The 15,553-nt window shown below is 75.6% G+C and carries 10 protein-coding genes; 7 read left to right on the top strand and 3 right to left on the bottom strand.

Translation table 11 applies throughout. The features are described 5' to 3' along the window. The first annotated feature begins 8 nt into the window (after positions 1-8). Both J2S66_RS13115 and J2S66_RS13110 read left to right on the top strand, forming a co-directional pair. The gene (locus tag J2S66_RS13115; protein WP_310307265.1) at positions 9-1,034 is read left to right on the top strand and encodes an alcohol dehydrogenase catalytic domain-containing protein; all 1,026 of its coding nucleotides are present in this window, start codon (positions 9-11) and stop codon (positions 1,032-1,034) included. 25 nt (positions 1,035-1,059) lie between these two features. Continuing rightward, positions 1,060-3,369 (top strand): SDR family NAD(P)-dependent oxidoreductase, encoded by a 2,310-nt coding sequence (locus J2S66_RS13110; protein WP_310307264.1) that lies wholly within the window; start codon positions 1,060-1,062, stop codon positions 3,367-3,369. Between the two features lie 21 nt (positions 3,370-3,390). Here the strand turns inward: J2S66_RS13110 and J2S66_RS13105 are convergent, their stop codons facing one another. Next, a complete protein-coding gene (locus J2S66_RS13105; RefSeq protein ID WP_310307263.1) occupies positions 3,391-4,137 on the bottom strand; it encodes a hypothetical protein in 747 nt (248 codons plus the stop codon). Between the two features lie 249 nt (positions 4,138-4,386). On the opposite strand from J2S66_RS13105, the gene J2S66_RS13100 reads away from it, so the two are divergent. Beyond that, entirely contained in the window at positions 4,387-4,593 is a 207-nt protein-coding gene (locus tag J2S66_RS13100) for a hypothetical protein (protein WP_310307262.1), read from the top strand. Between the two features lie 30 nt (positions 4,594-4,623). Here J2S66_RS13100 and J2S66_RS13095 read toward each other — a convergent pair whose 3' ends face one another. Further along, complete coding sequence (locus J2S66_RS13095; RefSeq protein ID WP_310307261.1) at positions 4,624-5,229, bottom strand: hypothetical protein; 606 nt, start codon at positions 5,227-5,229, stop codon at positions 4,624-4,626. Between the two features lie 444 nt (positions 5,230-5,673). On the opposite strand from J2S66_RS13095, the gene J2S66_RS13090 reads away from it, so the two are divergent. The 4 genes from J2S66_RS13090 to J2S66_RS13075 all read left to right on the top strand — a co-directional run bounded on the left by J2S66_RS13090 (position 5,674) and on the right by J2S66_RS13075 (position 14,864). Then, complete coding sequence (locus tag J2S66_RS13090) at positions 5,674-6,696, top strand: zinc-dependent alcohol dehydrogenase family protein (protein ID WP_310307259.1); 1,023 nt, start codon at positions 5,674-5,676, stop codon at positions 6,694-6,696. Beyond that, positions 6,693-6,860, top strand: a complete 168-nt coding sequence (locus tag J2S66_RS13085) for a hypothetical protein (protein ID WP_310307258.1) — start codon at positions 6,693-6,695, stop codon at positions 6,858-6,860. Before J2S66_RS13090 ends, J2S66_RS13085 begins: the two co-directional genes overlap by 4 nt. 78 nt (positions 6,861-6,938) lie before the next feature. Then, a complete protein-coding gene (locus J2S66_RS13080) occupies positions 6,939-7,463 on the top strand; it encodes a YflT domain-containing protein (protein WP_310307257.1) in 525 nt (174 codons plus the stop codon). Positions 7,464-7,613: 150 nt separating this feature from the next. Then, complete coding sequence (locus J2S66_RS13075; protein WP_310307255.1) at positions 7,614-14,864, top strand: SDR family NAD(P)-dependent oxidoreductase; 7,251 nt, start codon at positions 7,614-7,616, stop codon at positions 14,862-14,864. On the opposite strand, the gene J2S66_RS13070 is transcribed toward J2S66_RS13075, so the two are convergent. Further along, the gene (locus J2S66_RS13070; protein ID WP_310307254.1) at positions 14,837-15,514 is read right to left on the bottom strand and encodes a hypothetical protein; all 678 of its coding nucleotides are present in this window, start codon (positions 15,512-15,514) and stop codon (positions 14,837-14,839) included. The two genes, J2S66_RS13075 and J2S66_RS13070, sit on opposite strands and share 28 nt — an antisense overlap. Positions 15,515-15,553 lie beyond the last annotated feature (39 nt).

Genomic DNA, 15,553 nt, shown 5'->3' with positions numbered 1-15,553 from the left:
AGAACGTCGTGAGAGCCGCCATCCTGCACGGCCCGGGAGACCTCGGGGTCGAGTCGGTGCCGGACCCCGTCGTCGAACAGCCCACCGACGCGATCGTGCGGGTCGTCGCCGCGGGGGTCTGCGGCACCGACCTGCGCGGTTACGCCGGCCAGCCCGGTCCGGTGCGGGGGCCGCGCTGCGGGCACGAGTTCGTGGGCGTGGTGACCGACACCGGCCCCGACGTGCGGACGCTGCGCGCGGGCGACCTGGTCGTCTCGCCGTTCCAGTACTCCGACGGCGTGTGCGACCCGTGCACCCGCGGCGTGCCCAGCTCGTGCCGCTCCGGCGGCATGTTCGGCGTGGACGCCGGCGGCGGGCAGGCCGAGGCGGTGCGGGTCCCCTTCGCCGACACCACGCTGGTGCCCGCCCCGGTGGGACCGGAGGACGAGCGGGTGCCCGCCCTGCTGGCCCTGGCCGACGTCATGTCGACCGGCACGCACGCGATCGCCTCGGCCGGGCTGCGCCGGGGCGCGACGGTGGCCGTGATCGGCGACGGCGCGGTCGGGCTGTGCTCGGTGCTGGCCGCCCACCGGGCCGGGGCCGAGCGGGTCTTCCTGCTGGGCCGCCACCCCGGGCGGTTGGGCACCGGCACGGCGTTCGGCGCCACCGACCTGGTCACCACTCGCGGCGAGGAGGCCCACGCCGAGCTGGCGGAGGCCACCGGCGGCGTCGGCGTCGACCTGGTCGTCGACGCGGTGGGCGAGCAGCAGGCGCTGGACACCGCGATGGCGGTCGTGGCCGACGGCGGTGCGCTTGCCCTGGTCGGAGGTCCGCACGGCGGCGTGAACGCCATGCTGTGCTTCCTGCGCAACATCACGATCACCGGTGGCCTCGCGCCCGCGCGCGCCTACCTGCCCGCCCTGGTCGACGACGTGCTCGCGGGTCGGCTCGACCCGTCGCCGCTGTTCGACCTGGCGGTGTCACTGGGCGACGTGGCCTCGGGGTACCGGGCCATGGCGGACCGCACGGCCACCAAGGTGCTCGTCCGCCCCTGAGCCCCCGAGCACCGGAGTTCCCCCGATGACGATCCTCCCGCCCGACGCGTCCCGGGCCGACGACCCGGACCGCACCGCGCTGACCGCCCGGGTCCTGCCGCGTCGCCCACCCGCGGCGGACGGCCGGACCGCGCTGGTCGACCACTCCCGCGGCCACCGACGTCGCTGGTCGTACGCCGAGCTGGTCACGGCGGTGGTGAACCTGGCCGCGCACCTGCGCGACCACGGCGTCCGCGAGGGCGACGCGGTCGCCGTGCTGGCGGAGAACAGCGCCGAGTTCGTCATCGCCTACCACGGTGTGCTGGCGGCGGGTGGGGTCGTGCTCCCGCTGGAACCGCGCGGCCGGGAGGAGGACTGGATCGCCGCGGCGACCGGCAGGCGGGCGCGGTTCGCCGTGGTCGAGGCGGCGCTGTGGCCCTACCCGCCGCTTCCACCGAGCCGAGTGGTCCACATCGGACCGGCGGAGCACGGCGCGGCGCGGTGGGACGACGTGATCGCGGGCCCGCGCCGCACCGTGCCCCCGGTGTCGGGCGGCGACCAGCCCGCCGTGCTCATGTCGTCCAGCGGAACGCAGGGCCGGCCGAAGACGGTGGTGGTGACCCACCGCAACCTGGTCGCGGGGCTCGCCCTGATCGACCGGGTCCACCGCCTGCGCGAGGGCGAGGCGGTCGTGGCCGTGGGGCCGCTGCGCCACGTCTACGGGATGCAGATGGCGATGAACGCGGCCCTGTGCGCGGGCAGCCCGCTCGTGATCGGGCCGGCGCGGTTCGAGGTGACCGCGTTCGCCGCCCTGCTGGCCGCCGAACGCGTCGCGGTCGCCTACCTGGTGCCCAGCGTCGTCGCCGAACTGGGCGCGCTGCCCGCCCCGCCGCCGCTGCCCGACCTGCGGATGGTCGTCTCCGGCGGCGCGCCCCTGCCGACGGCCGCCGCGACGGCATTCACCCGGGCGCACGGCCTGCCGGTGGTGCAGGGGTTCGGCATGACCGAGGCCGGGTGCGTCTCCTTCACCCCCGACGGCGAGCGCGCCCCGGCCGGGACGGTCGGCGTGGTGCTGCCGGGCACCGAGGCCCGTTTCGTCGATCCGGGGACCGGCCTGGACGTGCCCCACGGGGAAGCGGGTGAGCTGTGGCTGAGGGGCCCGCAGGTCGCGGCCGGCCACCTCGCGCCGGACACCGGCGACCTCGTGCCGCTGTGCGACGCCCAGGGCTGGTTCCGCACCGGCGACCTCGCCGCGCCGGACGCCGGGTGGTTGCGGATCACCGGCCGGATCAAGTCGATGATCAAGTACAAGGGCCACCGGATCGCACCCGCCGAACTGGAGGACGTGCTGACCGGGTACCCCGCCGTGCGCGCCGCCCTGGTCGTCGGCGAACCCGACCCGGCCGCCGGCGAGCTGCCCAAGGCGTACGTCGTCGCGGACCAGGACGTGCCGCTGCACGACCTCGCCGCGTTCGTCGCCGCGAAGGTGCCCCCGCACAAGCGCGTCCGGCTCGTGGAACGCGTCCACGAGATCCCGCGCTCGGCCACCGGCAAACCCGTCCGGCCACCGGCGTCGCGCGTCATCATCACCGGCGGCGGGCGCGGTCTGGGCCGGGAGTTCGCCCTGGCCCTGGCCGACGCCGGGATGTCCGTGCTCGTCGTCGGCCGCGACCGGGTCGCCCTGGAGGGGACCGTGGAACTGGCCGCCGACGCGCGGGGCGACGTCGAGGTCGCGGTGGCCGACGTGACCGACCCCGCCGCGGTGGCCGCCGCCTTCGGACCCGCCGACGTCCTGGTGGCCAACGCGGGCGTCCCCGGACCGCTCGGACCGATGTGGACGGTCGACGCGGACGACTGGTGGCACACCCAGGAGGTCAACCTGCGCGGCACCCACACCACCGTGCGGGCCGTCGTGCCCGGCATGGTCGACGCCGGCCACGGGCGGGTCGTCACCGTCGTCAGCCGGGCGGGGAAGCGGCGCTGGCCGCACGCGGGCGCCTACTCGGTGTCCAAGGCCGCGCTCATCTCCTACACCGCCAACCTCGACGGCGAGCTGCGTGGAACCGGCGTGACCGCCGTCGCGTTCGACCCCGGCCTGCTCGACACCGGCATCACCCGCGCCCACCTCGACCGCGGCCACGTCGGCGACCCGTGGGCGGACAAGATCCTCGACTTCACCCTCCGCGCACGCGAGGAAGGCGGCTTCACCCCCGTCGAGGACGCCGCCCGCGCGCTCGTCCGCATCGCCACCGGCTCCGCCGACCACCTCGCCGGGCGCTACGTCACCGTCGACGACGTCGAAACCGGTGCGGCCGGCCGTCGACGTGCCGACCGGGGAGCGCCGCCGTCGGCCTGAGGGGACGTGCGGCGGTGCGCGTCACCTCGGCGCGATCTCCAGGGACGCCCACACCACCTTGCCCCCGTCGAGGGTGTGATTGCTCCCCCACGCGCTGCTGAGCGTCTCGACCATCGCCAGGCCGCGCGCGCCCGCACCCGACCCGGGGGACCCGGGGAGGACCGGGCTGGTGTCGTGCACGGCCACGGTGAACCGGTGGGGGAACAGGTCGATCCGCAGCACCGGGGCGCTGTCGGTGTGGAGCAGCGCGTTGGCCACGAGTTCGTCGGCCAGCGCGACGGCGGGCAGGACCAGGCGCGGCAGGTGCCAGGTGCCGCACCTCTCGCGGACGAACGACCGCGCCAGGACCGCGGCCAACGGCGCCGCGGGCAGTTGGATCTCGTCGCGGCGTCGCAGCGGCAGCTCCTCGACGGCCGCCAGCGCCTGGCCGACCTCCTCGTAACAGGGCATGAAGCGGGTGACGCCGGTGCGGGTGAGCACCGCGCGGTGGACCGGCTCCCGGGCCACGAGCGCGAACGGCACGTCGGGCCACCTGGCGACCCGCATCCACACGGTGACGAACAGGGCGGCGAGGGTGTCGCTGCCGATCTCGAAGTCCTCGTCCAGCACCACGAGGAGCGCGGTGGGCTGGTCCGCGGCGTGCTTGAGCAGTCCGTCGCGCAGGTGCGCGTAGGTGGACAGGTCGAGCCTGCCGACCGGGCGCAGCAGCACCGCGTCGCCGGCCCGGGACGCCTTCAGGCGCAGCCGCGAGGCACGGCGACCGGTCACGGGGCATCCACCCCCGGCACACCGACCGTGCGCGGCGCCCCGACGACCGCGTCGAGGTGGCGGGAAGCGTTGACCGCGTCCTGCGGTGTGGCGGCGAGCGTCATCACCGACCGTTCGTTCGTGGTGTCGGCGTCCCATGTTGCCGTCGGGGCGGAGGTCGACCGAGGGCCAAAGGTCCCTGGTTGTTGACCTGAACGGGTGAACCGCTACGCCTGCTCGGTTCTCCTCGCGTGCGCTGGGAGCCGAGTCGTGCCCGATTCGCCGACCGATCGCCCGAGCAGGAGGTGGTGGGAGGACCTCGTCCCGTCCCTCGGTACCACGACCAGCGCGACGGGGGACGGCAACAGGCTGCACGAGCTGGACGAGGGCGACAACCGCGTCCCCGTCACACTGACGGGTCCCGCCGCCGGCACGCCGGCGGCGGCGGCGGGGAGTCCGGCCGTGCCCTGCGGCTGAAGCGCGCCGTCCGCCGTCGAGCCGCCGACGTCATCGCGGGAGGTCGGGCGCGCTCGTGGAGGACTCGATCGCGCCCCTGGTGCCGCCGCCGGCGGCGAGCCGGCGGTGCCGCGTGACGTCGTGGTCGAGTTGCCGGGCCAGGCGCGGGACGCTGGTCGAGGTCAGGTAACCGTCCGCGCCGGCGTCGAGCATGCGCCGGACCGGACCGCGGTAGCCGACACCGAGGCCGTCGTCCTCGATCTCGGCGACGATGACGCGGGCCTTCGGGAACAGCGCCCGGAGCTGCCCGATCAGCTGAGGGCTGCTCGGTGGCACGAGGAGCACGTCGGCCGTGGTCGGCGCCGCGTGCAGGTCGAGCACGATGTAGTCCCCGCCGAGCGCGGCGGACAGCGACGCCCGGGCCGAACCCGACAGCTTCATCGCGGTGGCGACCACGGTCACGTCGTGCACCGACGGCGCCCACCCCGCGTCGTCCCGCGGTGCGCCGGTCCCGTCGCCGGAGCGCGAGACCTCCGCGAGCGGTGCGCCGTCCCGCGTGACGACCAGGCTCTCCCCCGGTCCGAGGGCATCGATGAGGGCGACGACGTCCTCGGGCAGGCGCGCCACGTCGATGTGCCGTGCGCCGGGGGGTGTCACGGAAACCGATCTTCCCACACGGGGCGGCGCGACGCGGTCAGGGACCGACCGGTCAGGGCACGACCGCATCCCGCCGGACACCCGGCCCGGTGGGGCCTACGACCGGTACGTCGCGGAGTTGGCGGCGCAGGGCAGGTTCTCCGGACCGGTGCCGTGGTGGCGGACGTCGTGCGCGCCCACCGGGTGCCGAAGGCATCGCTGCGGGTGGGCGGCTCGCCGACGAGGGCGTGGAGGTCCTCGGGGGTTGCCCGCGTCACCACGGTGGCCCGTCCCTCGATCGGGGGATGCCCTGCCAGTACACCTTCGAGGGAAATCCCCGGTCGACGGCATCGGTGCTGTCCCGGGCGCGGGACACCGGACGACCCGACCCCCGACGCGGGTTTGGCCGGCGCCTCCCATGGAACGTCTTGGACGACCGCTTCCGGACGACGAAGGAGATCCACCGTGCGTGGTGTCGTGCTGCACGCCCCCGGCGACGTCAGGGTGGAGGACCGCGAGGAGCCGCGGATCACCGCCCCGACGGACGCGGTCATCCGGCTGACCGCGACGTGCGTCTGCGGGTCGGACCTGTGGCCCTACCGGGGGATCGAGGAGGTCGACGGGCCCGCGCCCATGGGGCACGAGTACGTCGGCGTCGTCGAGGAGGTCGGCGGCGACGTGCGGAACGTGCGGCCGGGGCAGTTCGTCGTCGGGTCGTTCTTCGCCTCGGACAACACCTGCGAGATCTGCCGGGCGGGCTACCAGAGCTCCTGCGTGCACCGGGTGCCCGTGGGCTCCCTCGGCGCCCAGGCGCAGTACCTGCGGGTGCCCCTGGCCGACGGCACCCTGGTCGCCACCCCCGGGATGCCCGACGACGACCTGGTGCCGTCGCTGCTGGCCGCCTCCGACGTGCTCGGCACGGGCTGGTTCGCCGCGGTGGCGGCCGAGGTCGGTCCCGGCAGGACCGCGGCCGTGGTCGGCGACGGCGCGGTGGGCCTGCTCGGCGTGCTGGCGGCCGCCCGGCTCGGCGCGGAGCGGATCATCGCGATGAGCCGCCACGAGCCCCGGCAGCGGCTCGCCCGGGAGTTCGGGGCCACCGACGTCGTCACCGAGCGCGGCGACGAGGGCGTGGCGCGGGTCAAGGACCTCACCGGCGGGCTCGGCGCGCACTCGGTCATCGAGGCCGTCGGTACGCAGCAGTCGATGATGCAGGCCATCCGCTCGACCCGGCCCGGCGGGCACGTCGGCTACGTCGGCGTCACCCACGACGTCGCCCTGCCCGGCATGGAGCTGTTCTCCTCCCACGTCCACCTGCACGGCGGCCCCGCGCCCGTGCGCCGCTTCCTGCCCGAACTGGTCGACCTGGTCCTGGACCGGCGGATCGACCCCGGGAAGGTCTTCGACCTCACCCTCCCGCTCGACCGGGCCGCCGAGGGCTACGCGGCGATGGACGAGCGCCGCGCCGTCAAGACCCTGCTCACCCCGTGACCGGCGCGTTCGGACGCCTGGACGTCGCGTTCGACGACGCGGGCGTCGAGCAACCGGTCGAGGCCGCCGCCGAGATCGCCGCGGCCGCGCTGTGGCCGCGCTCCGACGAAGCAGCCTTCACCGTCGGTCACGCCGTGGTCGTCGACGGCGGCCGGACCGCCTGAACCGGCGGCGGTTGAAGCCGCCGGCGCGGGGAAGCCGAGGGGTGGTGAGAACGCGGACGAGGAGAGGAGGTGGGTGCGGTGACTCGACCGCAGTACGAATCCGGCGCGGGGCGGGTGCGACAGGCCGCCGGCCAGGTGGTGGTGGGCTCCTACGAGACCTACGCGGAGGCCGAGCGGGCCGTGGACCACCTGTCGGACAACCGGTTCCCGGTGGAGCGGGCGGCCATCGTGGGACGGGGGCTGAACAGCGTCGAGCAGGTCACGGGCCGGTTGACCACGTGGGGCGCGGCGGCGCGCTCAGCGGTGTCCGGTGCGGTGCTGGGAGCGCTGTTCGGGTGGCTGTTCGGGTTGTTCGACTGGGTCAACCCGCTGATCGCCGGACTGCTGCTGGCGTTGTACGGTGCGATCTTCGGCGCGGTCCTGGGCGGCCTGCTCGGACTGCTCGGGCACGCCATGACCGGCGGCAGGCGTGACTTCTCCTCGGTCGCGGGGATGCGCGCGGACAGCTACGACGTGCTGGTCGACGCCGAGGCCGCCGACGGCGCCGCGCGCCTGCTGGAGGCGCCCGGGGCACCCGGGCGCGGCCGGCCGGCCGGAACCTGACCGGCACCGCGCGGACGCGCCGGTCGACCGACCGCCCGCGGACGGGCGTCCCGCGCCCGCACGCCGCACACCACTCGATGGGTTGATGCTCCGCGCCCGGCGCCGTGTCCTGCCGGACGGTGACCCCGCGGTGCCGCACGATCGGCGGTCATGTCGGACAGGATCGCGATCGTGGGCGTGGCATGCCGGTTGCCCGGCGGGGTGACCGACCTCGACGGGCTCTGGTCCGTGCTGGTCGAGGGGCGCGACGTGGTGGGCGACCCGCCCGCGGACCGCTTCGACACGCAGCGCTACCGGGACGCCAACCAGGTGCGGCCGGGCAAGTCCTACACGTTCGCGGGCGGCTACCTCGACGACCTGGCCGGCTTCGACGCGGAGCACTTCGGCATCAGTCCGCGCGAAGCGACCAGCATCGACCCCCAGCAGCGGCTGCTGCTGGAACTGGGCGTCGAAGCGCTCGACGACGCGGGGATCGACCCGCAGGCGCTGGCGGGCACCGACACCGCCGTGTACGTCGGGGTGTCGGCCATGGACTACGTCGGCCAGAACATCCCGACCCCGCACGCCATCGGCCCGTACACCAACTCCGGCGCGGCGCTGTGCAACACGGCGAACCGGCTGTCGCACCACCTCGACGTGCACGGTCCCAGCCTGAAGGTCGACACCGCCTGCGCGTCGTCGTTGAACGCCGTGCACCTGGCGTGCGAGCACCTGCGGCACGGCGGCGGCCGGGTCGCGCTGGCGGCCGGGGTCAACGTGCTGCTCAGCCCCCTGACCTTCGTCGGCTTCGCCAAGGCGGGCTTCCTCTCGCCGACCGGGCACTGCCGCCCGTTCTCCGCCGGGGCCGACGGCTACGCCCGGTCCGAGGGCGGCGGCGTGCTGGTCCTCAAGCGCCTGGCCGACGCGCTGGCCGACGGCGACCGGGTGCACGCCGTCATCGCGGGCTCGGGCACGAACAGCGACGGCCGCACCGCCGGGCTGGTGCTGCCCAGCGGCGAGAGCCAGGAGGCGCTGCTGCGCGAGGTGTACGCCCGCTCCGGGCTCGACCCGGAGGACCTCGCCTACCTGGAGGCGCACGGCACCGGCACGCCGATCGGCGACCCGATCGAGGCCGGGGCGATCGGAGCCGCGCTCGGCGTGCGCCGCACCGGCGCGCCGCTGCCCATCGGCTCGGTCAAGGCCAACCTCGGACACCTCGAACCCGCCTCCGGCATGGCGGGGTTGTGCAAGGCGGTCCTGGTGCTCAAGCACGGTCTCATCCCGCCGACGCCGCACGCGACCCCGCGCAGCACCGACATCGACTTCGACGGCCTGCGGCTCGCACCCGTCGAAGAGGCCCGGCCCCTCGCGGGCGGGCTGGTCGGCGTCAACTCCTTCGGCTTCGGCGGCACCAACGTGCACGTCGTGCTGGCCGCACCGCCCCCGGCGGACCCGCCGAGCCCGCCGCCCGCCGTCGAGGTGCCGCTGGTGGTGTCCGCGCGGACCGAGGCCGGGCTCGTCGAGGCGGTGGCGGACATGCGCGCACGCCTCGTGGACTGCCCGGACTTCCACGATCTCGCCTACACCTCCAGCGTGCGCCGCGGCCGGCGCGAGCACCGGCGGGTGGTGCTCGCCGCCAACGCCGAGGAGGCGCGGGAACGCCTCGCCCTGCCGGCGCCCCCGCAGCGCGGCACCGCGCGCGGACGGGTCGCGTTCGCCTTCTCCGGGCACGGCGCGCAGTGGCACGGCATGGGGGTCGACCTGCTCGACGCGGAGCCGGTGTTCGCGAAGGTCGTGGCGGAGGTCGACGCGGCCCTGCAACCCCGGGTCGGCTGGCGCGTCGCCGACGAGCTGCGGGCGGCGGAGTCCCGGCTGCACGACACCGAGGTGGTGCAGCCCGTCCTGTTCGCGGTGCAGGCGGGCGTCGCGGCCGTCCTCGCCGATCGCGGCCTGCGGCCGGAGGCGGTGTGCGGGCACAGCGTCGGGGAGGTCGCCGCCGCCCTCGTGGCCGGGGTGTACGACCTGGACCAAGCGGTGGAGCTGGTGGTGGCCCGCAGCCGCGCACAGGCCCGCACCGCCGGGACCGGCGCCATGGCGGTGGTCAACCTGGGTCCGGAGGAGGTCGGGCGGTCGTTGGAGCGCTTCGCCGGCCGCGTCGAGGTCGCCGGGGTCAACAGCGCGCACGACGTGACGGTCGCCGGCCCGCGCGAAGACCTGCGCGAACTGGTCGCGTCGCTGGCCGAACGGGACGTGTTCGCCCGCCTGCTCGATCTCGACTACCCGTTCCACAGCGCCGCGATGGACCCGGTGCGCGGGCCGCTGACCGAGGCGCTGGCCGGACTGGCGCCCCGGGCGGCGTCCCTCGGGTTCGTCTCCACCGTCACCGGCGCGCCGCTCGCCGGCGAACTCCTCGATGCGGACTACTGGTGGCGCAACGTGCGCGAGCCGGTGCGGTTCGCCGCCGCCGTCGACCACCTCGTCGCCGCCGGGTTCGACACGATCGTCGAGGTCGGGCCGCGGCCGGTGCTCCAGACCTACCTCAAGCGGGCCGCCGGCGAGGACGTCCTCGCGGTGCTGCCCACCCTCACCAGGTACGACCCCGGCCCGCAGGCGCTGCGCGCGACCGTGGAAGCGGCACTGGCCGCCGGCGCCCCGCCGCGCGCGGAGCGGTACTTCCCCCGACGCGGCCGGGTCGTGGCACTGCCCGCCCACCCGTGGCGGCGCGAACGGTTCTGGCTGGGCGACAAGCACGCCTGGGGCGGCCAGACCGGCCCCCCCGACCACGTGCTGCTCGGCGACCGCGCCGCCGTGTCCGACCCGACCTGGCAGTCGACGGTCGACCCCGCGCGGTTGCCGTGGCTGACCGGGCACAAGGCCGGCGGCACGCCCATCATGCCCGCCGCCGGGTACCTGGAGATGGGGTGGGCCGCCGGGCGGCTCGCGCTGGACGGCCCGGTGGAGGTGTGCGAACTGCACATCACCAGACCCATGGCCGCCCCTGACGACGAGGTCGTGCCGCCCCGCCTCCAGGTCTCGCTGTCCGCCGAGGACGGCGTGTTCCGGGTGGCCACCTCCACCGGCGGTACCGCGTCGTGGCAGACCCACGCGCGGGGTCGCGTGCGCCGCAGGGTGGGCACCGCCCCGCCACCGGTCGACCTCGCCGCGCTGCGGGAGGGGTTCGCCGCGCGCGGCGAGCACGTCGACCGCCGCGAGTTCTACGCCGAGGGCGAGCGGCTGGGCCTCGACTACGGACCGGACTTCCTGGTGATCACCCGCGCGTGGGTGGACGGCGCGGAGGTGCTGGCCGACTACGACTGCTCCCACCTCGACACCACCGGGTTCCACGCACACCCGGCGTGGACCGACGCCGCGCCGCAGGCCGCGATCCTGCTGGGGCGCGTGCTGGCCGAGCGCGCGACCGGCGAGGACTCCTACCTGCCGGTCGCGATCGGCGCCGCTCGGCTGTGGGGCACGCCCGCGCCCACCGGCGCGGTGCACTTCCGCTGCCGCTCGCTCACGGATTCCTGGGCCCGCGCGGACATCGTCCTCACCGACGCCGACGGCGCCGTCCTGCTGGAACTGCTGGACTGCCGGTTCGTCCGGGTGCCCGTGCCGAACCGGCGGGCCGTCCGTCGACAGGTCACCGAGCTGCGCGCCGCGCCGCGCGGGCTCCCGCCCGGCGTCGGGGTCGCGTGCGCCCCACCCCGGATCGACGTGCGCCCGGACCCGGCGCACCGGGAGTTCGGGCGGCGACGCTCCGCGGTGACCGCCGCGTTCACCGCTCGGGCCCTCACCGACCTCCTCGACGGCGCCGAGGTGTTCTTCACCGACGACCTGCTCGCCGCCGGGGTGCTGCCCGGGTTCACCCGCCTGCTCGACCTGCTGCTCGACATCGCCGCCGAGCACGGGTGGGTGGAGTGGCTGGGCGAGTTCCAGGGCCGCGCGCGCCGACGGCTGCGGCAGGGCGAGGAGGCCCCGTTCCGGGAGCTGGTCGAGGACTTCCCCGAGCACACCCCCGACCTGGTCCTGTTCGGCCGCTGCGGCCTGCACCTGGCCGAACTGCTCCGGGGGGAGCGGGACGTGCTGGACGTCCTGCTCCCGGCGCACGCGAGCGACACCCTCGCCCATTACCACGAGCTGCTGCCGACGTCGCGCCCGTTCACCCGGGCCGCGGCCGAGGTGGTGCGGGCGCTCGCCGACGCGTGGCCCGCCGACCGACCGCTGCGCGTCCTGGAGGTCGGTGGCGGCACCGGCGCGCTGACCGCGGCGGTGCTGCCGGTGCTGCCCCGGGACCGCACCCGGTACGTGTTCACCGACCCCGCGAAAGCCTCCCTCGGACCGGCCGCGGCCAGGTTCGCGCAGTACGACTTCGTCGAGTACCGCGCACTCGACCTCGACGACCCCGACCCCCACCTCGAACCCGGCTCCGTCGACGTCGTCGTCGCCGGGAACGCCCTGCACGCCGCCCGGGACGTGCGCGCCGCGCTCGCCGCGCTGGCCGGGGCGCTCGACGACGGCGGACGCCTGGTGCTCGTCGAGGCGCACGACGCGCGGGCGCTCGCGCTGCCGTTCGGCCTGCTGCCGGGCTTCTGGTCGACGACCGACGTCGACCTGCGCCCCGCCTCGCCCCTGCTGCCCGCCGCGAAGTGGCGGGACGTGCTGGCCGAGCAGGGCTTCACGGCCCCCGACACCCTGGTCGAGGACGAAGCGCACTCCGTGACGACGGCGACCAGGCCGCCACGCCCGGCACCGCTGCCGGCGCCCGCGCCGGACGTGCCGGCGGGCCGGGTCGTGGTCGTCGCCGAGGACGGGACCGAGGCCGGGTTCGCGTCGGCGCTCGTGGCGGCGCTGACCGGCTTCGGCGCCGACGCGGGCTGCCCGGACGGCGACCCGTCGGGGTGGCTGGACGGCCCGTCGACCGACGTCGTGCTGGTGCTCGCCGAGACCGGACCGGACGTGGTCGAGGCGACCACCCGGCGGTTCGGGCTGATCCGCGCCCTCGCCGCCGCCTCCGCCGCACTGCCCGCCGCCGCACGGGCCGCGTTGTGGCTGGTCAGCAGGCCCGCCGGGACCACCCCCGCACCCGACTCGGTCGTCGACCCGGCCGCCGCCGCGACCTGGGGCGTGGCGCGGACCATCGCCGCCGAGGCCGGCACCCTGGAAGTCCGCCGCGTCTCCTTCCCGAGGGACGTCCCCGTCGACCGGCTGGCCCGCGAGGTGCTCGCCCCGGACGCCGAGGACGAGGTCGTGCTCACCGCGTCGGGCCGGTTCGTGCCCAGGCTGTGCGACCTGGCGCCCCCGCTCACCGACGAGACCGCGCCGTTCCGGCTCGTCGCGGAGAACACCGGGCCGTCCTACCGACTGGCGTGGGTGGAGACCGCCGTGCCGACGCCGGGACCGGAGGAGGTGCTGATCGAGGTCCGCAGCGCGGGCATCAACTACCGGGACGCGCTGCTCGCGGTCGGCATGCTGCCCGCCTGGGTCGTGGAAGGCGGCATGGCGGGCACCAGCCTGGGCGGCGAGTGCGCGGGCGTCGTGGTCGCCGCGGGACCCGGGGCGACCCGGTTCCGACCGGGCGACCGGGTCGTCGGGTTCGCCGCGGCCTCACTGGCCTCGCACGTCGTGGCCGACGAGAACTTCATCGCCGCCATCCCCGACGGGGTCGACTTCACCTCGGCCGCCACCACCCCGGTGGCCCCGGTCAGCGCCTACTACGGGCTGTGCCACCTGGCGCGGCTCGGCCCCGGCGAGGTGGTGCTGGTGCACGGCGCCGCGGGCGGTGTCGGACTCGCCGCGCTCCAGTGCGCCCGCGCCGTCGGCGCGACGGTGGTCGCCACTGCGGGCACCGAGGAGAAGCGCGACTTCCTGCGGCTGCTGGGCGTGGAGCACGTCTTCGACTCCCGCAGCCTGACCTTCGTGGCGGACGTGCTGGCCGCCACCGGCGGCGAGGGCGTCGACGTCGTGCTCAACTCGCTGGGCGGCGAGTTCATCTCGCGCAGCCTGGAGCTGCTGCGCTTCGGCGGCAGGTTCGTCGAGCTGGGCAAGCGCGACCTGTACGGCGACCGGAACGTGTCGCTGCGGCCGTTCCGCAACAACATCAGCTACTTCGCCGTCGACATCGACCAGCTCGGCGCGCGCCGCCGCGAGGCCGTCGCGGGCGCGTACGACCGGTTGGTGGGGGAAGCGCAGGTGGGCACCTACCGGGCACTGCCCCACCGGGTGTTCCCCGCCGAGCGGGTCGCCGAGGCGTTCCGGTCGATCCAGCACTCGCGGCACCTCGGCAAGCTCGTCGTCTCCTTCGACCGCAGGCCCCCGGTGGAGCGGAGGACCCCGGCGGCGTTCCGGCCGGACCCGACCGGCACCTACCTCGTGACCGGCGGCGCGGGCGGCTTCGGCGCGGAGACGGCGCGGTGGCTCGTGGACCGGGGCGCCCGGCACCTCGTGCTGGTGAACCGGCGCGGCGCGGCCGTGCCGGGGGCCGGGGACGTGGTGGCCGACCTGACCGCGCGGGGCGCCGCGGTGTCCGTGCACGCCGTCGACGTCACCGACGAGGCGGCGGTGCGCGCGCTCGTGGCGTCCGTCGACGCCGGCGGGGCGCCGCTGCGCGGGGTCGTGCACGCGGCGATGGTGCTCGACGACGCGCTGGCCGCCGACCTGACGACCGAGCGGTTCGAGGCGGTGCTCGCGCCGAAGGCGGCGGGCGCGGCGGTGCTGGACCGCGTGGTGGGCGGTCGTGAGCTGGACCTGTTCCTGCTGTTCTCGTCGGCGGGGGCCGTGTTCGGCAACGCCGGGCAGGTCGCCTACACCGCGGGCAACCTCTTCCTGGAGGCGCTGGCCCGCGCCCGTCGGGCCCGCGGACTGGCCGGGCAGGCGATCGCGTGGGGTGCGCTGGACGAGGTGGGCTACCTGGCCCGCACCGAGGGCGCGGCCAGGACGGTCACCCGGGCGGGGCTGGCGCTGCTGTCGCTGCGCAAGGTCCGCGAGGCGCTCGACGAGCTGGTCGGCGGACCCGGGGTCTCGCTCGTGTGGAGCCACGACGGGCAGTTCCTGCGCAGGCTCTACCCCCACCTGGCCACACCGCGGCTGGGCGAGCTGACCGAGGGCGGTCAGGCCGACGGGGACGAGGACGACGGGCTGCTCGAACGGCTGAAGGCGGCGTCGGTGGAGGAGGCGATCGCGCTCACCGCCGACGCGATGGTCACGACGCTGTCGGAGATCCTCGCCGTGGCGCCCGAGCGGATCGACCGGAACAAGCCGCTGGACCAGCTCGGCGTGGACTCCCTGATGGGCGCCGAGCTGGTCAGCAAGATGAGGCGCAGGTTGGGGCGCGAGATCCCCATCATGCGGGTCGTCGCGAGCGGCGGCATCGACGACCTCGCCCGCTCGTTGGTCGCCTACTTCAGGAGCGAGGACGGCGGGTGATCGGCCCCGCGCTCCGGGACGGGCCAGTAGCTGCCCTCGCCGGACACGTGCGCGATCACCGTGTCCGTGGTGAAGACCGGCTCACCCAGGACCTCCTGGAACACGTCCAGGGTCTCCTGCGTGGGCCGCACCGGGATGCCGGTCACCCGGACGACGGCGGGCTTGCCCGGGAGGGGCGGCACGGCCGGGACGCCGGGCTCGACCGTGACGCGCCCCTCGGAGACGTCACCGGTCGAGATCGGCGCCCTCGGGTACAGCTGCCCGTCGACCGTGCGCTCGGCGAAGGCGCGCGGGTCGCCGCTGCCGCGGGTGATCCTCTCCAGCACCACCCGGTGCTCGTCGTTCTGCACGCCGAAGCCGCCCTCGACCGCGCCCTCGCCGTCGGTGAACGAGCTGTCCACGCGCGCCGAGCGCAGCGGCAGCCGCACGGTGTGGCGGTCCGCGTCGACGATCGCGGCCGGTTCGACGGCGAACGGCGTGCCGCCGAACCGCGCCAGCTGCGCCAGGGCGTCCTCGGTCCAGTCGACCTGGACCCAGCCCTCCTCGATGGTGATCAGCGAGCGGCCCTGCGCGGTCGCGTGGGCCTGGAGTTGCCCGAACAGCGGTGCGGCCAGCGCTCCGGCCATGAAAACACGTCGCCTGATGGTCATCCGGTTCTTCCTCGTCGGCGGTCGGGGTTTTCCCGATGA

Source organism: Saccharothrix longispora, from assembly GCF_031455225.1.
Lineage (GTDB): Bacteria > Actinomycetota > Actinomycetes > Mycobacteriales > Pseudonocardiaceae > Actinosynnema > Actinosynnema longispora.
Note: the sequence above shows the minus strand (reverse complement) of the source record. Positions and strands in the feature narration are given on the sequence as shown.